Source organism: Pseudomonas matsuisoli, assembly GCF_014647635.1.
GTDB classification, from domain to species: domain Bacteria; phylum Pseudomonadota; class Gammaproteobacteria; order Pseudomonadales; family Pseudomonadaceae; genus Pseudomonas_P; species Pseudomonas_P matsuisoli.
The window spans coordinates 40444-59551 of record NZ_BMPO01000001.1 but is presented as its reverse complement, the minus strand read 5'-3'; the positions used below and the strand labels follow the sequence as shown (position 1 = coordinate 59551).

Sequence of the window (19108 nt, the reverse complement as noted above, 5' to 3'; positions counted from 1 at the left end):
ATCGGGTTTTAAGCCGGCGCTCTGCTGGCTAACGCGGTCGTTTGTACAGGGCACCGCGCGGCCAGCATCGACGTTTATTGAACGGCGCCGAAGATCTTTCGCGCGATAGCGGTCGCCGCGCCCGCAGGATTTTCGCGGATATTCGCTTCTTGTTGCGCAATCATGTCGAACAGCCCGTTGAGCGCCTGCTCAGTGACGTAGTTCTCCACGCTAACGCTATTAGCATCGGCTGCACCGATTGATGCGGCCCGTCCCGCAAGCGCGTTGTATTGCTGGGCAAGTCCAATTTTGTCGGTGGTCTGCTTGACGATAGGCAGGAAGCGCGCGCGGATCTGTTCACGGCTACTGCTGTCCAGGTAACGGGTCGCTGAGTCCTGACCGCCGGCCAGGATCGCTTTGGCGTCCGAGATCGTCATCTTCTTCACGGAATCCAGCAGGATCGCTTGCACTTGTGGAACCGCGGCCTCAGCCGCCGCGTTCAAGCTGTTTTCCACCGCGTCCACTTGAGTCCCCAGCCCAAGCATCTTCAGGGTCTTGGCGGCTTTACCGAGTTTGCCCGGCAGCTCGATACGAACGTCAGGATTGTCATTGAAGCCGCCGGGGCTGCCGAGCTGCTTAACGGCAATCTGGGCGCCTTGTGACAAGGCGTCCTTGAGGCCGGTCGAGGCGTCGCGTTGGGACACGTCGGAAAGCGATAGGGCAGAAGCGCTGACGCAGAAGAGCGTGGCGCATAGACCTAGGAGAAGTCGGTGCATGAGGGAGCCTTCTAGAGATGGTCGGGTCCGGCCTTGCCGCGGGCCGGATGCTTTCACAGCCAACGGCTGCATGGGCGAATGATGGCGCAAAAGCGTAGTGTGCCCAACCACCGGTCGCACTTCACTTGTGATGCACGGTCACATACCTACCGCTTCGCTCGTTTCCCAAGGAGGGAATAATGCGTCCGATTTTTGCCGCATTGCCGCTGGCCATTCTTGCCGGCTGTTCGTCATACCAGGTCGATGAGATCACCCCAGTGCCGTCCGAACGATTGATGACGCATCAGGAGCCGGCCGGGGAACGCGGAGAGGTGCGCATCAACCGCGACGTTGGCTACTTGGGAGGCGGATGTTTCGTCGAGTTCTTGATCGATCGCCAGGTCGCGGCGCGCATTGGGCGAGGGGAGTCGGCAAGTTTCTACGTCGAGCCAGGCCAGCACATTGTCGGTATTGGCAGAGATCATGCTGGTGAAGGTCTGTGCGCAAAGGCCCGTTTGAAACGGGAAAAGCTGGTGACCGTGGAACCTGGCCAGCGCTATGTCTTCAGGATCGTCAGCGAAGCCAGCAGCGGTTTCGACATTCGCCCGGACGATTCCAAAGCCCCCTGACGCTACGCGTATGCTCGGCTATTCCGACGACATTGCCGCCTATAATGGCGGCTTTTTGATGGAGCCGCCGACGTGAATGAGTTCTCCCTGCTGATGAACGAGGGATGCGGCCCCTGGACGCTTATCCTGGCCCACGGTGCGGGGGCGCCCATGGATAGTCCGTTCATGGAGCATATGGCACTGGGGCTGGCGAGCCAGGGTGTGAACTGTGTTCGCTTCGAGTTCGGCTATATGGCGGCGCGGCGGCACGATGGTCGCAAACGTCCGCCAAGTCCACAGGCGAGTCTGCTCTCGCAATGGCAGGCGGTTTACGCGCACGTCCGGCAGGCGCGACAGGGGCCGATCGCTATTGGCGGCAAGTCCATGGGCGGGCGCATGGCGAGCATGCTCGCGGATGCGCTCGAAGTGGATGCGCTCGTGTGCCTTGGCTACCCGTTTCATGCGCCGGGCAAACAGGACAAACCGCGTGTCGCGCATCTGGCCGATTTGAAAACGCCGACGTTGATCCTGCAAGGCGAGCGCGACGCCATGGGGTCACGGCAGACCGTCGAACATTACAGGCTGGCCCCGTTGATCAAGCTGCATTGGCTGGAATCGGGTGACCACGATCTCAAGCCTTTGAAGCGATCCGGTTACACCCACGAAATGCACCTGGCGACCGCAGCCACTGCCATTCGGACGTTTTTGGAAGAGCCGTCATCCACGTGTCACCTTCGCGGCGTATAGCTTTTCGCAGATGTTGAAAGCGGTCACGATGACCCGAGTTGACGCACGTGCCTGATGCCGGTGCATCGACTTTCTCCGACATGCAGCGCGTGGAACGCTCGTCGAGCGTGAATGCGCCAGGGAATCAATGAGTTGCAGATCGCGCCAAGGTGAGGGCAGGTATGGCATCCCGCTTGCTGCGTATCGGCGTGACGAACAGGCATGTGAAGGGTAGTCCTCCAGTGAGCCTCTCGCTGGAAAGCCTTCGAATCCGAAACGAAACCATTCGTAGGAGATACGAAGATGATCCCGGTAATTCTTTCTGGTGGTAGTGGATCGCGGCTCTGGCCTCTTTCACGCAAGCAGTTTCCCAAGCAGTTCCTCGCGCTGACAGGCGATCGAACGCTCTTCCAGCAAACCGTGGAACGCCTGGCCTTCGATGGTATGCAGCGCCCAATCGTGGTGTGCAATCAGGATCACCGCTTCCTGGTCAATGAGCAGTTTCAGGAGATCGGGCATTCCAGTCAGGTGTTGGTGCTCGAGCCATTCGGTCGTAACACCGCGCCGGCCGTGGCGATGACGGCGCTGAAGTTACTCGATGAAGGCCGTGACGACGTGTTGCTCGTCCTGCCTGCCGATCATGTCATCACCGACGAAGCGGCCTTCCGGCGCGCGGTCGAGCAAGGCAAGCAACAGGCTGAAGCCGGCGAGTTGGTTCTGTTCGGTGTTCCCGCTACAGCACCCGAGACGGGGTTTGGCTATATCCGTATCAGCGAAGAGTTGGGGGCGGGTGCAGGTATCTTGCGAGTCGATCAGTTCGTCGAGAAACCTGACGAAGCCAGGGCGCGTGAGTTCGTCGCGGCCGGCAACTACTTCTGGAACAGCGGGATGTTCCTGTTCCGCGCCAGCCGCTATCTCGATGAGCTGCGCAAGCACGAACCCGACATCTACGACAATTGCGTACTGACGCTGGCGCGCAGCCAGGTGTCGGAAGACACCGTGGTCATCGATGCCGATACGTTTGCGTTATGCCCGGACAATTCCATCGATTACGCCGTCATGGAGCGTACCCGCCACGCCTGTGTAGTGCCGCTGGATGCCGGTTGGAGCGATGTCGGCAGCTGGTCATCGTTGTGGGACGTCCATGAGAAGGATGCCGAAGGCAACGTGCTCAAGGGCGATGTACTGGCCCACGACAGCCGCAATTGCCTCGTCAGTGGCAACGGAAAGCTGGTAACGCTGCTCGGCGTGGAAGACATCGTGGTCGTCGAGACGCGCGATGCGGTGATGGTTGCGCATAAGGATCGCGTGCAGGACGTCAAAAAGCTGGTTGGAGCACTGGATGAGCAATCGCGGAAGGAAACGCAAAACCATTGCGAGGTGTACCGTCCGTGGGGCGCCTATGACTCCGTCGATAATGGCGTGCGGCATCAGGTGAAACATATCACCGTGAAGCCCGGCGCCAGTCTGTCGCTACAGATGCATCACCATCGGGCGGAGCACTGGATTGTCGTATCCGGCACGGCACAGGTGACCTGTGATGACAAAGTGTTCCTGCTGACGGAAAACCAGTCGACCTACATTCCAATCGCGTCGGTGCACCGTCTGGCGAACCCAGGCAAGATTCCGCTCGAGATTATCGAAGTGCAGTCGGGTGGATACTTGGGAGAGGACGATATCGAGCGCTTCGAAGACGTCTACGGGCGCACGTCTGGTACCCCGGTGACGAAGCTGGTCAAGGCGGTGCGCTGAGGTTTCTAGCCGTAAATCACTTGACGATCGTGGGAGCGGGCCATGCCCGCGATGCAGTAGCAGCCTTATCTAACGCTTTAGGGCTGTTATTCCATTCGCGGGCATGGCCCGCTCCCACAGGATTGGAATACTAGAAGACGGTTAGCGATCGCTGGCCAATCCCAACACCTTCAGCACAAACGCATACTCCAACGCCACGTCCCGCAGTGCCTGATAACGGCCGCTCATCCCTCCATGCCCGGCGCCCATTTCGGTCTTGAGCAACAGCAGGTTGTCATCGGTCTTCAGGGCGCGAAGCTTCGCAACCCATTTTGCCGCTTCCCAGTATTGGACCCTGCTGTCGTTATAGCCGGCCACGGCGAGGATGGCCGGATAAGCCTGCGCCTGCACGTTCTCATAGGGCGCGTATGCCTTGATGCGCGCGTATACGTCTGCCTCGTTCGGATTTCCCCATTCATCGTACTCAGTGACGGTGAGTGGCAGATCCGGATCGAGCATCGTATTCAGCACGTCGACGAAGGGCACCTCGGCGATCGCGCCGGCAAACAACTCTGGCCGCTGGTTGAGTACTGCGCCAATGAGCAAACCGCCGGCGCTTCCGCCACTGATGATCAGTTGCTTGGCAGTCGTTCGCCCTTCATCGATGAGATGCTCGGCGCACGCGATGAAGTCTGAAAACGTGTTTTGTTTGTGCGCAAGCTTGCCGGCGCGGTACCAGGCTTCACCCAATTCGCCGCCACCGCGAACGTGCGCGATGGCAAACACGATGCCGCGATCCAGCAATGAAAGTCGTGCATGGGAAAACCAGGGATCGAGGCTTTCGCCGTATGCGCCATAGCCGTAAAGGTAAAGCGGCGCCGGGCGGGACGCGTCCATCACATCGCGGCGGGCGACGATGCTGATCGGGATGCGCGTACCGTCCGTGGCGATGGCCCAGAGCCGCTGGCTGAAATAGTCGTCGGCATTGAAGTCGCCCTCGACCGGCGTTTCCTTCAATACCTCCTGCTCGCCGTTGGCCAGATCCAATTGGCGAACTTGGGCCGGTCGGTTCAACGCCTCATAACGCAGCCGTATTACTGGACTGTCGAATTCCAACGTGTCCTGGACGTAGAGGTTGTAGGCCGCATCGGGAATGTCCACGCGATAGGGCGCCTGGCCATCTTTGTGCACCTGGATGATAGGAAGGCCGCCTTCGCGCTGGCTTACGATGAAAGCACCGTCATGTGCGCCAATGCCTTCGAGCATGCGGGCTTCATCGTGCTCGATCAGAAGCCTCCAGTGCTCGCGCTCGGGGTGGGCTTCCGGTGCGGTGTAGCCCGCGAAGTTTATGCCCGTCTGGTTGCTGCGTATCAGCCAGGTCCATTCGCCTTCCACGCGACCGTGGTCAACGAAGTATTCATGGCCTTCCTCACGCGGTGCCACGCATTTGAAGTCACCTTCAGGTGTGCTGGCGTCCAGCACCCAGGTCTCACTGGTCGTTTTGCTGTTGGCGAGGATGACCAACTGACGCTCCGAGCTCGTGAGGTAGCAGTGCACGAAGAAGCGTCCATCGGGATCATGAAAGACCTGCTGCGGCGCGTCGTCGCCCAGCGTGTACCGATAAACCTTGTGTGGGCGATGTGTGTCATCCAGCTCGCCGAAAAACAGGGTCTGGCTGTCTTGTGCCCAGGTCATACTGCCGTCGCAGGAATCGAAGGGCAGCTCTTGAATCGCACCGGTCGCGATCTCTTTCACGAACAGCCGGTAAATTTCATCACCGGCGGTATCGAGGCTGTAGGCGATCTGCCGATAGTCCGGGCTGACACTGATGGTGCCAACCGACAGGAATCCGCCATTCGCCAGCGCGTTCGGATCGAGCAAAAGCTGTTCGCTGTCCGATTGCACGGCGTAGGAACCATCGGCGGGCCGCGCGCAGCGGTAATGCCGAGGGTATTCGTCACCTGCCGTCGTTCGCTGGTAATAGAGATGCGGGCCCCAGGGAGAGGGCAGCGACAAGTCCGTTTCGCGGATGCGGCCCTTGATCTCTTCGAACAAGTGCTCGCGCAACGCCGCCTGTGGCGCGAGGCAAGTCTCGGTCCAGGCGTTCTCTGCATTCAGGTAGGTGAGCACTGCCTCGTCGTCACGTTGCGACAGCCAGGCGTAAGGGTCGATGCCATCGTCGCGAGGGGCAATGGGGGCTGTGGTCATGACGTCTCCTGTTCGGGCAGCCGCAGAGCGGCCAGGTAAGCCCGTTTGGCGAAAAGCCGCTATGATAAGCGCCCGTTTGCCAATCCGACCACGAAGGCCGCATGACCGAGCAAGACTATCTCATCGCCTGGGCTATATACGGCGTCGCCGCGCTCGGTTGTATCGCTGTTTCTTTCAAACTGACGGGGTGGATGTGGCGCTGGTTGCGAGAGCCGCTTCGATTGATCGTCGCGGTGCTGGTGTTAACGCCGACGATCGTCGACCCGACCAAGGATTTTTTTGCGCCCGCTGTTGCGATCACTGCAATGGACGTCGTGCTCAAGGTGGGGGACAACGCCTGGCGTGGTGTGATGGATCTCGTGTCCTACGCGCTTGTCGCATTCGGAGCCTATCTTGTCTTCGCCTTGGTACGGTGGCCACTGGAGCGTAAAGTGCGGCAACGCAAGGCCGAGGAGGCTAAACGACACGCCCGGCGCAATGTGCGTGAATCGGCGCATGAGGACGATGAGCGCGATGAGCTGGCCCCCCGGACGAGCTCCCCTGCGCCGCGTGCTTCGGGCATGCGGGTCGAACCCCGGCTCTAACGGGCACTATCCATGTGCGAATTGCTTGGCATGAGCGCCAACGTCCCAACGGACATCGTGTTTAGTTTTACGGGATTGATGCAGAGGGGCGGGCTCACTGGCCCACATCGTGATGGCTGGGGAATCGCTTTTTACGAGGGGAAGGGCGTTCGGGTCTTTCAGGATCCGCGTCCGAGTTACCAATCGGAAGTCGCGGAGCTGGTTCGCCGCTACCCCATTAAAAGCGAAACCGTCATCGGCCATATCCGTCATGCCAACGTGGGTGACGTCTGCCTGGCCAACACCCACCCGTTCGTTCGGGAACTATGGGGGCAGAACTGGTGTTTTGCCCATAATGGTCAGCTCGCTAACTTCTCGCCAGCGCCCGGCTTCTACCAGCCGGTAGGTACGACCGATAGCGAGGCCGCTTTCTGCGATCTGCTCAACCATATTCGCGAACGGTTCCCTAAACACGCGCCCGGGCCGGAAATCGTCCCGACGCTGGTTGCCTGCTGTCAGCGTTATCGTAGCCGTGGTGTATTCAATTGCATGCTCAGCAATGGCGAGTGGTTGTTCACGTTCTGCACCACGAAGCTTGCGGAGATCACCCGTCGTGCACCCTTTGGTCCTGCCCATCTCAAGGATCTGGAAGTGCAGGTGGATTTTCAATCCGAGACGACGCCGAATGACGTGGTGACCGTACTGGCAACCGAACCACTTACCACGAACGAGACATGGACAATGCATCCCTCGGGAACGTGGACGCTTTGGGTGGGCGGCGAATGCATCGTGCGAGCTATCGCAGAGCCGTTGTCTGACAAGGAGATCGATTGAATGATGTTGGGCTATTTGCGACTTGTGCTGTTTGCGTTCGGGTTGCTGATCGGCATCCAGATTCCTGGATTCATGGATGACTACGCCAAGCGGGTCGATGCTCATCGGATCGAGGCACAGGAGGGACTCAACGGCTTCCAGGCCACGGCAACCCGTTACTTCAACGGCGATCTCGACGCCCTTGTGGCGCACTACCGAGAAAATCCAGACCCGATCATTCGTAACGATGCTGACAGCGTCGAAGTGCTTGTCCGCCGAAGTCGCCTGCTCGAGGCCGAGTGGGATGCGCTGCAAGGCCCGTGGTACCAACGTACCTGGCACATGCTGACGCGGGCGGACAATACCCTTTTGCAGGAGACGTACAGTGCCTACACCTACCAGATCCTGCTAACGCCTTCTGCGATTGTTTGGGCCGTCGCGTCCGGATTTCTCTTTGCATTCGTGGTGGAAGGGCTCGTATTGCTGTTAGCCAGCCTGTTTTCGATTGGAAGCCGCCCAGCACGGCATATGCGGTAGGGCATTTGCTTCTCCTCGGACTGGTGGCGTTCGATACATCGCGGGCGACTAAAGATCGCCCCTACAGGACCACCGGAAGACCTTGGTTATCGCTGCATGCCAAAGATCTGTAGGGGCGATCTTCAGTCGCCCGCTTTTGCGGCCATTCGGCGCTGACCCCCGCACCCCAATTACTTCGCCAAATACCGGATGCCTTGTTCCAACCCCGCCAGGGTAAGCGGATACATGTGCTCATGCACAAGTTCGCGGATCAGCAGGTTCGATGCGTTGTAATCCCAGGCATCGCGAGGGTAGGGGTTCAGCCAGATCACTTTGTTGAATTTTGCGGTGACCCGGCGCATCCACACATGCCCTGCTTCTTCGTTCCAGTGCTCCACGCTGCCGCCAGCCTGCGTTATTTCATAGGGGGCCATCGCGGCGTCGCCGACGAAAATGACTTTGTAATCATCGCCGTAGCGGTGCAGCACATCATGAGTGGCAGTGCGCTCGTGCATGCGGCGCGCGCTGTCTTTCCAGACGGATTCGTAGATGAAGTTATGGAAGTAGAAATATTCCAGATGTTTGAATTCGGTCCGGCACGCGGAGAAGAGTTCTTCGCAAACCTTTACATGGCTATCCATCGAACCGCCGATATCGAATAACAGCAGTAACTTCACGGCGTTTCGTTTTTCCGGCCGCATTTGGATATTCAGCAAGCCTGCGTCTCGGGCGGTGTGCTCGATGGTGCCGTCCAAGTCGAGCTCCTCGGCGGCGCCGTCCCGAGCGAATTTGCGCAATCGCCGCAGGGCCAGCTTGATGTTGCGGGTCCCAATTTCGACGTTGTCGTCAAGATTGCGGTAGTCCCGTTGCTCCCACACCTTGACGGCCTTGCCCTGGCGCTCACCTTCGTTGCCAATACGGAATCCTTCGGGATTGTAGCCACCCGAGCCGAACGGGCTGGTTCCGCCAGTGCCAATCCACTTGTTACCGCCGGCGTGGCGTTTCTTCTGTTCTTCCAGTCGCTGGCGAAAGGTTTCGATGAGTTTGTCCAGCCCACCCAGGGACTCGATGCGCGCTTTGTCTTCCGGCGACAGTGATCGCTCGAATTCCTTTCGCAGCCACTCTTCAGGAATCATCGCTTCCAGATGCGGCGCAAGGTCGTCCAGCCCTTCGAAGTAGGCCGAGAACGCACGATCGAACTTGTCGTAATGACGTTCGTCCTTGACGAGAATCGTGCGCGCGAGGTGGTAGAACTCATCCATGTCCGCGAACACCAGGCGCTTGCCCAGCGCCTCATGGAGGTCGAGCAGCTCGCGCACGGTGACCGGCACCTCGGCTGTTCTCATCTCGTGAAAGAGGTCGAGCAGCATCTACGCATCTCCCGAAGCGAGTGGTCCTGTCACCGCCGTTGCAGCGGATCGCCTATAGATCCGGATCACCATTGTGTTTCGGCAATCGATCATCGAGGTTGTACCAGTCTGCCTTGGAGTCCACGTAAAGGTGGTACTGCTCGGTACGCGGCAGTGCGGAATCCAACGTGCCGGCCGCGACGCCAATGTGTTTCGCCCTGCGGTCGATGAACTGCAGGGACGATCCGCATTGCTTGCAAAATGTCCGCGTCACCTGCTCGGAGGAGTGATAGGCGCCAAGGCTGTCTTCGCCTTCAAGCAGTCGAAAGGCTTCCGCAGGAACATTCACGAAGCTAGCGAAGGCGGCCCCATGCGCCTTGCGGCACATGCTGCAGTGACAATGCCCGATCTTTTGGATTTGCGCGTCGAGATCATATTTGATCGCGCCGCAGAGGCAGCTACCGGAGGTATGCATGTCTTGTCCTCGTTCCAGTCAACGATGGGTGCGCCGGGTCATGAATGCCAGGCGTTCGAGCAATTGAACATCCTGTTCGTTCTTCACCAGCGCGCCGGCCATGGGCGGAATCGCGCGAGTAGGGTCGCGTTCACGAAGTACCGAACCGCCGACGTCATCTGCCATGAGCAGTTTTAGCCAGTCCACAAGCTCGGAGGTCGATGGTTTCTTTTTAAGGCCCGGAACCTTGCGCACGTCGAAGAAGACTTCCAGTGCTTCTGCAACCAACGCGTCCTGGATGCCGGGATAGTGCACTTCGACGATACGCCTGAGCGTTTCGCGATCAGGGAACGCGATGTAATGGAAGAAACATCGGCGCAGGAAGGCGTCGGGCAGCTCCTTCTCGTTGTTCGAGGTGATGACAATGATCGGTCGATGCACAGCCCTGATCGTTTCACCTGTCTCGTAGACGAAGAACTCCATACGGTCGAGCTCTTGAAGCAGATCGTTCGGAAATTCGATGTCCGCCTTGTCTATCTCGTCGATGAGCAAGACCACGCGCTCTTGCGCTTCGAAGGCTTCCCACAGCTTGCCTTTGCGAATGTAGTTGCGAATGTCATGCACTCGATTGTCGCCGAGCTGCGAGTCCCGCAGACGGCTTACCGCATCGTATTCGTAAAGCCCCTGGTGGGCTTTGGTCGTCGACTTGACGTGCCAGGTAATCAACTGTGTGCCGAGCGCGCCTGCAAGCTCTTCGGCCAGCAGCGTCTTGCCCGTTCCGGGCTCGCCTTTGATGAGTAAGGGCCGTTCCAGCGTGATGGCGGCATTCACGGCGAGTTTCAGATCTTCGGTAGCAACGTAGGACGATGTGCCTGCAAACTTCATGAAAGGCCCTCGGCGGTCTAGCAATTGGTTGTCAGTGTAGTTGTCAGGTTGTGACCGTTCTTAGCAAACGGGATTCACCGAGGATAGGTCCGGGGGGAATGCTTTTGTAGGAGCCCATTTATGGGCGATCCGTTCTTAAAGGCATCGCCCATAAATGGGCTCCTACAAAAGCGCGTTCAGTTTCGCATTGAGGGCTTTCTCACTTCTCACTCCGTCTATCGCAGCTATTACCGCGAAAGTTCAACTGACCCTACGCCGTCCTGCGGTGCTCTGTTAAAATGCGCGCCTTTTCATCGTTGGGCTGAACCGTGGGATTTACCTGGGTCGATTGGGCCATCGTCGCGATCGTCGTTATTTCCGCCCTGATCAGCTTGAAGCGTGGCTTCGTCAAGGAAGCCTTGTCGCTGCTCACTTGGATCGTGGCTGGCGCGGTCGCCTGGCTGTTCGGCGGTGCGCTGTCGCAGTATCTCGTCGACTATATCGACGTGCCCTCCGTGCGGGTCATCGCAGCCTGCGGGATTCTTTTCGTCGTGACCTTGCTGGTCGGGGCACTGATCAATTTTCTCATTGGCGAGCTGGTGCGTGTGACCGGCCTTTCAGGAACCGATCGGTTTCTGGGAATGGCGTTCGGTGCGGCGCGAGGCGGCTTGTTGGTGGTGATACTGGTGGGCCTGTTGAGCTTGTCACCGGTACAACAGGATCCGTGGTGGCAACAGTCGACACTGCTGCCACATTTTCTGATGGTTGCCGATTGGTCCAAGAATTTCATTCTAGGCCTCTCGAGCCAATGGCTGGGCAGTATGGTGGTACCACCGTCGCCGAGTTGAAATACGGATCGCGGGCCTGGGCTACTCCGGGCTCTAACGCAAAGCTGTACTAATAGCAGGGGTTTGGTCACATGTGTGGCATCGTCGGTATCGTCGGTAAAACGAACGTCAATCAGGCGCTGTATGACGCGCTCACCGTCCTTCAGCATCGCGGTCAGGATGCGGCCGGTATCGTGACCAGCCATGAAGGCCGGTTGTTTTTGCGCAAGGACAACGGGCTGGTGCGTGACGTGTTCCAGCAGCGCCACATGCAACGTCTGACTGGCCCTATGGGGATCGGCCACGTGCGTTATCCCACGGCAGGAAGCTCCAGCTCCGCCGAAGCCCAGCCGTTCTACGTCAACTCGCCGTACGGCATCACGCTTGCCCACAACGGCAATCTGACGAACGTCGAGCAGCTATCGCGCGAGATCTATGAGTCCGACCTGCGCCATGTGAACACCACGTCGGACTCCGAAGTGCTGCTCAACGTCTTCGCCCACGAGTTGGCGGTACGCAACAAGCTGCAGCCGACCCCCGAGGACATCTTCGCGGCCGTTTCCGAAGTCCACGAGCGCTGCCGTGGCGGTTACGCGGTTGTAGCGATGATCACCGGCTACGGCATCGTCGGGTTCCGCGACCCCAATGCGATTCGCCCGATCGTGTTCGGCAAGCGCGAGACCGAGGATGGCGTGGAGTACATGATCGCCTCCGAAAGCGTCGCGCTCGATGTACTGGGTTTTACGCTGATCCGCGACGTGGAGCCCGGCGAGGCAGTGTACATCACCGAGGAAGGCGAGCTGTACACGCACCAGTGCGCGACCCAGTCGAACTACGCGCCATGTATTTTTGAGCACGTCTATCTGGCGCGTCCGGACTCCATCATCGATGGCATTTCCGTCTACAAGGCGCGCCTGCGCATGGGCGAAAAGCTTGCCGAGAAGATCCAGCGCGAGCGCCCCGATCACGACATCGATGTCATTATCCCTATCCCGGACACCAGCCGTACCGCCGCGCTGGAATTGGCAAATCATCTGGGCGTGAAGTTCCGCGAAGGCTTCGTCAAGAACCGCTATATCGGTCGGACCTTCATCATGCCGGGGCAGGCGGCGCGCAAGAAGTCAGTGCGTCAGAAGCTCAATGCCATCGAGCTCGAATTCCGCGGCAAGAATGTCATGCTCGTGGACGACTCCATCGTCCGCGGGACCACGTGCAAGCAGATCATCCAGATGGCCCGCGAAGCGGGTGCTAAGAGCGTCTATTTCTGCTCTGCGGCCCCGGCGGTTCGTTATCCCAACGTCTATGGCATCGACATGCCGAGCGTGCACGAACTCATCGCCCACGGTCGTACGACCGAAGAAGTGCGGGAGCTGATCGGCGCCGACTGGCTCATCTACCAGGACCTGCAGGACTTGAAAGAAGCTGTGCGTACCCACAAGTCGCCGCGGATCCAGAACTTCGACTGCGCGGTGTTCGATGGCGAATACATCACCGGTGACGTCAACGACGCCTACCTGAACAAGATCGAGCAGGCACGCAACGACGCCAACAAGGCCAAGGCCACCATGGTCAGCGAAATCATCGATCTGCATAACAACTGAGTCGGCCCGGTGCTTGGCGCCGGGTAACCGAAGACAAGGGGGAACAATGGCTTTGGAATGGGAAGCGGGTCGTCTGGACAGTGATCTGGAAGGCGTTGCACTCGACACACTGGCGGTGCGCGCCGGTCAGCACCGGACTCCAGAAGCGGAGCACGGTGAAGCCATGTTCCTGACCTCGAGTTACGTCTTCCGTACTGCAGCCGATGCCGCGGCGCGCTTTGCTGGAGACGTTCCAGGCAATGTCTATTCACGCTACACCAACCCCACTGTGCGCGCGTTCGAAGAGCGTATCGCCGCGATGGAAGGTGCCGAGCAGGCGGTGGCGACATCCACCGGGATGAGCGCCATCCTGACGCTGGTGATGAGCCAGTGCAGCGCGGGTGACCATGTGCTGGTATCGCGCAGCGTGTTCGGCTCCACCATCAGCCTGATGGAAAAGTACTTCAAACGGTTTGGCGTCGAGGTCGACTATCCGCCGTTGTCGGATCTTTCAGCCTGGGAAGCGGCGTGTAAGCCGAACACCAAGTTGTTCTTCGTCGAGTCGCCATCGAACCCGCTGGCCGAGCTTGTCGACATTGCAGCGCTGGCGGAAATCGCCCACGCGCGCGGCGCTTTGCTGGCCGTGGACAACTGTTTCTGTACGCCAGCATTGCAGCGCCCCTTAAGTTTAGGCGCGGACATCGTGATGCACTCGGCAACGAAGTACATCGATGGCCAGGGTCGTGCCATGGGTGGCGTCCTGGCCGGGCGCGCCGAATTGATGAAGGAAGCCGTGGGCTTCCTGCGCACTGCGGGTCCCACCCTCAGCCCATTCAACGCCTGGATCTTCCTCAAAGGACTGGAAACCTTGCGTATTCGCATGCAGGCGCACTGCACCAGTGCCCAGGCGTTGGCCGAATGGCTGGAAGGCCAGGCCGGTATCGAGCGGGTGTATTACGCGGGCCTGCAAAGCCATCCGCAGCATGAGCTGGCCAAGCGGCAGCAACGTGCGTTCGGCGCGGTGGTCAGTTTCGAGGTCGAAGGTGGCAAAGACGCCGCTTGGCGCTTTATCGATGCGACCCGCGTGGTTTCCATCACGACGAACTTGGGCGACACCAAGACGACCATCGCACATCCGGCGACCACTTCCCACGGTCGCTTGTCGCCGCAGGAGCGGGCCAATGCCGGAATTAAGGACAATCTCGTTCGTCTTGCTGTTGGCCTCGAGGACCTCGAGGACCTGAAGGCGGACTTGGCACGTGGTTTGGCGGCATTGTGATCGAGTGGACGATGGAAAGCCGTGCGCCTAACAACGGCCGGGTTGCGCTGGTCACCGGTGGCTCGCGTGGGATTGGCTTGGGTATTGCGGCTTGGCTGATCGTCGAAGGCTGGCAAGTGGTCATTGCGGACGTCGACCGTCGGCGCGGCGCTATCGTTGCTCAGGAACTGGGCGACAACGCCTGGTTCGTTGCGCTCGACGTGTCCAGTGAGCCGCATGTGGCTTTGGCTGTAGCTGAAGTGCTCGGGCAATTCGGGCGCTTGGATGCCCTGATCAACAATGCCGGGATTGCCGACCCTATCAATGGGCCGCTGGAAGAGCTGACCCTGGCGCATTGGAATCGAGTGCTTGCGGTCAATCTGACCGGTGCGATGCTACTCGCGAAGCATTGCGCAGCGTATCTGCGCAGCCACCACGGCTCGATCATCAATGTATCGTCGAGCCGGGCGCATCAGTCTGAGCCGCATACGGAAGCGTATTCGGCTACCAAGGGCGGTTTGTTGGCATTGACCCATGCCATGGCGGTCAGCCTTGGGCCAGAGATTCGGGTGAATGCGGTGAGCCCGGGCTGGATCGACTCACGTGATCCTTCGGCGCGTAGAGACGAGCCGTTGGGCGAAACCGATCATGCGCAGCATCCGGCTGGGCGGGTAGGGGAAGTCGAAGACATCGCCTCGGCGGTCGCGTGGTTGTTGTCTCCCGATTCCGAGTTCGTCACCGGCCAGGAGTTCGTGATCGACGGCGGCATGACGCGGAAGATGATCTACGCGGAGTGACGTAGGCCGGGTGATAACCCGGTTGTTGTGAGCATTTATCAAACGCCTGCGGGTTCCATGCATCCTGTAAGAGCAGGTGGATGGCTTTGGCCATCCACCCTACGGTACGGCGTTGCACCCACGCGGGTTCCACCCGCCCTACCGGGCGTTGTAGACCGGGTGGAACCCGGTTAAACCGATTTTCGACATGACCTCATCGTTGGAATTTCCACCCTACCTATCCCGATGTAGGGTGGAAAACGGCGAAGTCTTTTCCACGCGTGAGGCTAAATCAGGCCCCATCGAACCCTCGGAAGAACCGCTGAGCATTTTCGTCCAGGGTCGCGATGTCGTAGCCGCCTTCCTGGATGATTACGCTTGGCAGATTCATTGCGCGAATGCGCTCTCCTAGATGCCCAAAGCCCGCATGACTGACGGCAACTTTGGTCTGCGGATCGTTCTCGTAGATGTCAAAGCCCAGCGAAAGTACCAATACATCCGGTGCGAAATCGCGTAACGCCGCCGCCGCCTGATCCATCTTCGCGAAAAAGTCCGCTTCGCTGGAGCCGTGCGGCATCGGCAGATTCACGTTGTAGCCTTCGCCTTTGCCCTGACCGCGCTCATCTTCGAACCCGGCGACGACCGGATAGAAGTTGGTCGGATCGCCATGGATGGAGATATAGAGCACGTCGTCACGCTCGTAAAAGATCTCCTGGATGCCTTGGCCGTGGTGCATATCCGTGTCGAGGATCGCGACCTTGCCGAACCGCTCACGCAGCACCTGTGCAGCGATGGCCGCACCGTTCAGGTAGCAGAAGCCGCCGGCACCTTCGGCCCGAGCGTGGTGCCCTGGTGGTCGGCAAAGTGCATAAGCGGCGGGCTCGCCATCGACCACTGCCTTCGCGGCGGCAACGGCGGATTGGGCGGAGCCGTAGACCGCTTTCCAAGTGCCTTCACCGATCGGACAGCTGCCGTCGGCCAGATAGCGGGCCGTCTTCGCCAAAATGCCGCGCAATGGGTTGTTTTCGCGGATGTAGATGTTGGACATCACCTCATCGCCCCAGTCTTCCGGGACTTCATGCCACTCGCGATAGGCCGACTCCAAGTAGCTGACGTACGCCTCGCCGTGCACGGCATGAAGCGGGCCCAAGCCATAATCCTGCGGTTGCTCGATGGGATAGCCGAGCTTTTCGACCGCAGCGAGCAAGGCATCTACCCGAGCCGGGATTTCCTGCGGAGTCCGCATTTGCCCTCGCGACAGGTACGTACGTGGGTGGTGCAAGCGTTGATCAGGATGGAAAAAAGTCTTCACGTTACTTCTCCTGGTAACCGGCGCGTTGCAGCACCGCGTTGAGCAAGACATCGGCGCCCATGCGCACGTCTTCGGGGGTGGCCGACTCGGCCTCGTTGTGGCTCAGCCCATCGGCGCATGGGATGAAGATCATGGCGGTCGGGCAGTGGCGCGCGAGATGAATGGCGTCGTGGCCGGCACCGCTGACGATGTCGCGATAGGGATAGCCCAGCCCTTCGACCGCTTCGCGAACAGCGTTCACACACGCGGGATCGAACGGTGTCGCGGGGCTCAGCCAGTGGCGTTGAATATCGATCGTCAGGCCGCGTTCCTCCGCAATGCGCGCAAGGCGCTCGCGAGCCTCATGTTCCATGTCGGCCAGCGCTGCATCTTCGTGGTGGCGCAAATCGAGCGTAAAGCGAACATCGGCGGCGATGGTGTTGCGTGAGGAGCGGGCGATGTCCAGCTGGCCAACGGTGACCAGGCCTTTCGGCGCGAAGTCATCCGCTAACGATTCGAGCGTGCCCAGCATCTGGCCAATGCCGAACAGCGCGTCTTTGCGTTTGGGCATTGGCGTCGTGCCAGCGTGTGCCGCGACGCCGGTAACATGAATATCCAGCCAGCAGATTGCCTGCCCGCCGGTAACGACGCCGATCGGCAGGCCTTCGTCTTCCAGAATCGGACCTTGTTCGATATGGGCTTCGAAATAGGCATCGAACGTCCGGCCCAGCGGTTGCTCGCCGGCATAGCCAGTGTGGTCAAGGCTTTCAGCGACGCTGACGCCATCGCGGTCGCAGGTCGCTAATGCTTTATCGAGCTCCAGGTTGCCCGTGAATACTGCGGAACCCAGCATTGCAGGCGTGAAGCGCGCGCCTTCTTCATTCGTCCACACGGCGATTTCCAGCGGTTTGTCGGTCTGGATGTCGTTGTCATTCAGCGTCCGAACGACTTCCAGGCCGGCCAGCACACCATAGATTCCATCGAAGCGGCCGCCCTTGGGCTGCGTATCCAGATGGCTACCCATGACGACCGGCGCAGCGTCTGTACGACCCGGACGACGGGCGAACAGATTGCCGATACGGTCGACGGAAAGTGTCATGCCAGCGGCTTCGCACCATCCTGAGAACAGCTCACGGCCTTGCCGATCCTCTTCTGACAGCGCTAGACGGCTACTGCCGCCACGCTCGGTCGGGCCAATCTCGGCCATCGCCATCAAGCTGTCCCAGAGGCGTTCACCCTTGATCGTATGCATCCTGGTTCTCCTTTTAGGGTCAGGCATGGGCCGCGCGTGGGGCTTCGGCGTGACGGCGAGCGAGGAATACCACGCAGATCATCGAGAGTCCGGCCAGCAGTGTGTAGAACAACGCCAGCGGCCACCATTCACCGGTGAAGCGGTGAGCGAGCAGGGTGCCGACCATCGGGGTCAGGCCACCCGCGATCGCGCCGCAGATCTGATAAGCCATGGAGATAGCGGTGTAGCGCACGCGGGTCGGGAAAACGCCGCTGACGAAGCCGGCGATCACGGCATAGAACGACGCCATGCAGGCCGCAGCGAGGGCGATGCCAAGCACGATCATCGGCGCAGAGCCCGAACTGACAAGCACGAACATTGGATAAGGCGAAGCCATGGCGAGCAGCGAGATCAGCACCAGGAAGCGTGATGGCCCGATCTTTTCGGCGAAGGCGGCTGCCAGCGGTTGCACGATGAACTGGATGATTGCGACGAAAAACAAGCAATCCAGGATCATCGAACGCGGCAGCTCCATGACCTGCGTTGTGTAGCTGAGCATGAAGGTGTTGGTGAAGTACACGCCTGCGATGCCCAATGTGTTGGCACCGATGCACAGCAACAGCGGTTTCCAGGCGGTGCGCAGCACTTCGAGTGCCGGCGCTTTCGCGGTTTCTTGGCGACCCTTCATCTCTTCGAATTCAGGCGACTCATCGACGCCCAGGCGAATGGCGAGGCCAACGATCAGCAGCAGGGCGCTGGCCAGGAACGGCAGACGCCAGCCCCAGCTCATCAGGTCTTCTTCAGGCAGTTCGGTAACCGCGCGGAAGGCGATGATCGACAGGATCAGACCGGCCGGGCTACCCCATTGCGCGAACGAGGCGAAGAACGTTCGGCGGCCCTCGGGGGCATGTTCACCCGCCATAAGCACCGCGCCACCCCATTCCCCGCCGACGGCGATGCCTTGCACGACACGCAGCAGAATCAGCAGCGCTGGTGCCCATAGCCCAGCTTGCTCATAGGTTGGCAGCAGACCGATCAACACCGTCACGATACCCATCATGAGCAGCGTGACGATGAGCGATTTCTTGCGGCCGATCCGATCACCGACGTGGCCGAAGATGACGCCGCCCAATGGCCGCGCAAAGAATCCGACGGCAAAGGTGCCGAACGCGGCAAGGGTGCTCAGCAAGCGATCTTCCGAAGGGAAGAACAACTGGCCGAAGACCAGCGCGGCGGCGGTAGCGAAGATGTAGTAGTCGTACCATTCGATCATGGTGCCGACGAATGCGGCGGTGGCCGCGCGCTTGGGCTGGCGGCGAGGGGATACGGGCTGCATGTGTGCGTTCTCTGGCGTTTATCGAAGGTTCAGTGCGGCGAGGGCATCGAACGTTCTGTTTTGTTGGGCAGGAGATAAGAAAGGGGCCAGTTCAGACGATGCTGGTCGAATGAACCAGATTCGCTCTTTTGTAGGAGCCAGCTTGCTGGCGATCCAAAATCAAAAGCATCGCCAGCAAGCTGGCTCCTACATAAGAAAATGAAATCGGCGCCTGTTGCTAATCGCGCTCTAACGGCGCGTTGT

At 59.6% G+C, this 19108-nt stretch carries 18 protein-coding genes; 10 read left to right on the top strand and 8 right to left on the bottom strand.

Going from position 1 to position 19108, the window contains the following annotated elements; translation table 11 throughout:
* Nucleotides 1-74: 74 nt before the first annotated feature.
* Nucleotides 75-755, bottom strand: a complete 681-nt coding sequence (locus tag IEY47_RS00255; RefSeq protein WP_188981147.1) for a DUF4197 domain-containing protein — start codon at nucleotides 753-755, stop codon at nucleotides 75-77.
* A gap of 179 nt (nucleotides 756-934) precedes the next feature.
* On the opposite strand from IEY47_RS00255, the gene IEY47_RS00250 reads away from it, so the two are divergent.
* The 3 genes from IEY47_RS00250 to IEY47_RS00240 all read left to right on the top strand — a co-directional run bounded on the left by IEY47_RS00250 (nucleotide 935) and on the right by IEY47_RS00240 (nucleotide 3820).
* Entirely contained in the window at nucleotides 935-1363 is a 429-nt protein-coding gene (locus IEY47_RS00250) for a 3-isopropylmalate dehydratase (RefSeq protein WP_188981146.1), read from the top strand.
* 93 nt (nucleotides 1364-1456) lie between these two features.
* Nucleotides 1457-2089 (top strand): alpha/beta family hydrolase, encoded by a 633-nt coding sequence (locus IEY47_RS00245; RefSeq protein WP_188981751.1) that lies wholly within the window; start codon nucleotides 1457-1459, stop codon nucleotides 2087-2089.
* Between the two features lie 282 nt (nucleotides 2090-2371).
* The gene (locus tag IEY47_RS00240) at nucleotides 2372-3820 is read left to right on the top strand and encodes a mannose-1-phosphate guanylyltransferase/mannose-6-phosphate isomerase (protein WP_188981145.1); all 1449 of its coding nucleotides are present in this window, start codon (nucleotides 2372-2374) and stop codon (nucleotides 3818-3820) included.
* 141 nt (nucleotides 3821-3961) lie between these two features.
* Here the strand turns inward: IEY47_RS00240 and IEY47_RS00235 are convergent, their stop codons facing one another.
* Nucleotides 3962-6007: a S9 family peptidase gene (locus IEY47_RS00235; RefSeq protein WP_188981144.1), complete on the bottom strand. Its 2046-nt coding sequence runs from the start codon at nucleotides 6005-6007 to the stop codon at nucleotides 3962-3964.
* A gap of 101 nt (nucleotides 6008-6108) precedes the next feature.
* Here IEY47_RS00235 and IEY47_RS00230 point away from each other — a divergent pair, with 101 nt between their 5' ends.
* Genes IEY47_RS00230 through IEY47_RS00220 form a run of 3 tightly spaced genes read left to right on the top strand, consistent with a single transcriptional unit; the run spans nucleotide 6109 to nucleotide 7920 of the window.
* Nucleotides 6109-6591 (top strand): MFS transporter, encoded by a 483-nt coding sequence (locus IEY47_RS00230; RefSeq protein WP_188981143.1) that lies wholly within the window; start codon nucleotides 6109-6111, stop codon nucleotides 6589-6591.
* A 12-nt stretch (nucleotides 6592-6603) separates the two neighbouring features.
* Nucleotides 6604-7404, top strand: a complete 801-nt coding sequence (locus tag IEY47_RS00225) for a class II glutamine amidotransferase (RefSeq protein WP_188981142.1) — start codon at nucleotides 6604-6606, stop codon at nucleotides 7402-7404.
* On the top strand, nucleotides 7405-7920 hold the full coding sequence (locus tag IEY47_RS00220; RefSeq protein WP_188981141.1) for a DUF2937 family protein: 516 nt from the start codon (nucleotides 7405-7407) through the stop codon (nucleotides 7918-7920).
* Nucleotides 7921-8090: 170 nt separating this feature from the next.
* On the opposite strand, the gene IEY47_RS00215 is transcribed toward IEY47_RS00220, so the two are convergent.
* From IEY47_RS00215 to IEY47_RS00205, 3 genes are read right to left on the bottom strand one after another with little or no spacing between them, the layout of a single operon-like run.
* Nucleotides 8091-9269 carry a vWA domain-containing protein gene (locus tag IEY47_RS00215; RefSeq protein ID WP_188981140.1) on the bottom strand — a complete coding sequence of 393 codons (1179 nt, stop codon included), beginning with the start codon at nucleotides 9267-9269 and terminating at the stop codon, nucleotides 8091-8093.
* A gap of 52 nt (nucleotides 9270-9321) precedes the next feature.
* Nucleotides 9322-9723 carry a GFA family protein gene (locus IEY47_RS00210; protein WP_188981139.1) on the bottom strand — a complete coding sequence of 134 codons (402 nt, stop codon included), beginning with the start codon at nucleotides 9721-9723 and terminating at the stop codon, nucleotides 9322-9324.
* An 18-nt stretch (nucleotides 9724-9741) separates the two neighbouring features.
* The gene (locus IEY47_RS00205; protein ID WP_188981138.1) at nucleotides 9742-10587 is read right to left on the bottom strand and encodes an AAA family ATPase; all 846 of its coding nucleotides are present in this window, start codon (nucleotides 10585-10587) and stop codon (nucleotides 9742-9744) included.
* Nucleotides 10588-10895: 308 nt separating this feature from the next.
* Here IEY47_RS00205 and IEY47_RS00200 point away from each other — a divergent pair, with 308 nt between their 5' ends.
* From IEY47_RS00200 to IEY47_RS00185, 4 genes are all read left to right on the top strand, one after another.
* Complete coding sequence (locus IEY47_RS00200) at nucleotides 10896-11414, top strand: CvpA family protein (RefSeq protein ID WP_188981137.1); 519 nt, start codon at nucleotides 10896-10898, stop codon at nucleotides 11412-11414.
* A gap of 71 nt (nucleotides 11415-11485) precedes the next feature.
* Nucleotides 11486-12994: an amidophosphoribosyltransferase gene (gene purF / locus IEY47_RS00195; RefSeq protein WP_188981136.1), complete on the top strand. Its 1509-nt coding sequence runs from the start codon at nucleotides 11486-11488 to the stop codon at nucleotides 12992-12994.
* A gap of 46 nt (nucleotides 12995-13040) precedes the next feature.
* A complete protein-coding gene (locus tag IEY47_RS00190; protein ID WP_188981135.1) occupies nucleotides 13041-14252 on the top strand; it encodes an O-succinylhomoserine sulfhydrylase in 1212 nt (403 codons plus the stop codon).
* Between the two features lie 11 nt (nucleotides 14253-14263).
* Complete coding sequence (locus tag IEY47_RS00185) at nucleotides 14264-15028, top strand: SDR family oxidoreductase (RefSeq protein WP_188981134.1); 765 nt, start codon at nucleotides 14264-14266, stop codon at nucleotides 15026-15028.
* 271 nt (nucleotides 15029-15299) lie between these two features.
* Here IEY47_RS00185 and IEY47_RS00180 read toward each other — a convergent pair whose 3' ends face one another.
* From IEY47_RS00180 to IEY47_RS00170, 3 genes are read right to left on the bottom strand one after another with little or no spacing between them, the layout of a single operon-like run.
* Nucleotides 15300-16319 (bottom strand): histone deacetylase family protein, encoded by a 1020-nt coding sequence (locus IEY47_RS00180; protein ID WP_188981133.1) that lies wholly within the window; start codon nucleotides 16317-16319, stop codon nucleotides 15300-15302.
* Nucleotide 16320: 1 nt separating this feature from the next.
* A complete protein-coding gene (locus tag IEY47_RS00175) occupies nucleotides 16321-17550 on the bottom strand; it encodes a Zn-dependent hydrolase (RefSeq protein WP_188981132.1) in 1230 nt (409 codons plus the stop codon).
* 19 nt (nucleotides 17551-17569) lie between these two features.
* Nucleotides 17570-18865: an MFS transporter gene (locus IEY47_RS00170; RefSeq protein ID WP_188981131.1), complete on the bottom strand. Its 1296-nt coding sequence runs from the start codon at nucleotides 18863-18865 to the stop codon at nucleotides 17570-17572.
* Nucleotides 18866-19108 lie beyond the last annotated feature (243 nt).

What these genes read in the sequence shown, in the direction of transcription:
- IEY47_RS00255 (WP_188981147.1), bottom strand. Translation starts at nt 755, where the DNA reads ATGCACCGACTTCTCCTAGGTCTATGCGCCACGCTCTTCTGCGTCAGC.
- IEY47_RS00250 (WP_188981146.1), top strand. Translation starts at nt 935, where the DNA reads ATGCGTCCGATTTTTGCCGCATTGCCGCTGGCCATTCTTGCCGGCTGT.
- IEY47_RS00245 (WP_188981751.1), top strand. Translation starts at nt 1,457, where the DNA reads ATGAACGAGGGATGCGGCCCCTGGACGCTTATCCTGGCCCACGGTGCG.
- IEY47_RS00240 (WP_188981145.1), top strand. Translation starts at nt 2,372, where the DNA reads ATGATCCCGGTAATTCTTTCTGGTGGTAGTGGATCGCGGCTCTGGCCT.
- IEY47_RS00235 (WP_188981144.1), bottom strand. Translation starts at nt 6,007, where the DNA reads ATGACCACAGCCCCCATTGCCCCTCGCGACGATGGCATCGACCCTTAC.
- IEY47_RS00230 (WP_188981143.1), top strand. Translation starts at nt 6,109, where the DNA reads ATGACCGAGCAAGACTATCTCATCGCCTGGGCTATATACGGCGTCGCC.
- IEY47_RS00225 (WP_188981142.1), top strand. Translation starts at nt 6,604, where the DNA reads ATGTGCGAATTGCTTGGCATGAGCGCCAACGTCCCAACGGACATCGTG.
- IEY47_RS00220 (WP_188981141.1), top strand. Translation starts at nt 7,405, where the DNA reads ATGATGTTGGGCTATTTGCGACTTGTGCTGTTTGCGTTCGGGTTGCTG.
- IEY47_RS00215 (WP_188981140.1), bottom strand. Translation starts at nt 9,269, where the DNA reads ATGCTGCTCGACCTCTTTCACGAGATGAGAACAGCCGAGGTGCCGGTC.
- IEY47_RS00210 (WP_188981139.1), bottom strand. Translation starts at nt 9,723, where the DNA reads ATGCATACCTCCGGTAGCTGCCTCTGCGGCGCGATCAAATATGATCTC.
- IEY47_RS00205 (WP_188981138.1), bottom strand. Translation starts at nt 10,587, where the DNA reads ATGAAGTTTGCAGGCACATCGTCCTACGTTGCTACCGAAGATCTGAAA.
- purF (WP_188981136.1), top strand. Translation starts at nt 11,486, where the DNA reads ATGTGTGGCATCGTCGGTATCGTCGGTAAAACGAACGTCAATCAGGCG.
- IEY47_RS00190 (WP_188981135.1), top strand. Translation starts at nt 13,041, where the DNA reads ATGGCTTTGGAATGGGAAGCGGGTCGTCTGGACAGTGATCTGGAAGGC.
- IEY47_RS00185 (WP_188981134.1), top strand. Translation starts at nt 14,264, where the DNA reads ATGGAAAGCCGTGCGCCTAACAACGGCCGGGTTGCGCTGGTCACCGGT.
- IEY47_RS00175 (WP_188981132.1), bottom strand. Translation starts at nt 17,550, where the DNA reads ATGCATACGATCAAGGGTGAACGCCTCTGGGACAGCTTGATGGCGATG.
- IEY47_RS00170 (WP_188981131.1), bottom strand. Translation starts at nt 18,865, where the DNA reads ATGCAGCCCGTATCCCCTCGCCGCCAGCCCAAGCGCGCGGCCACCGCC.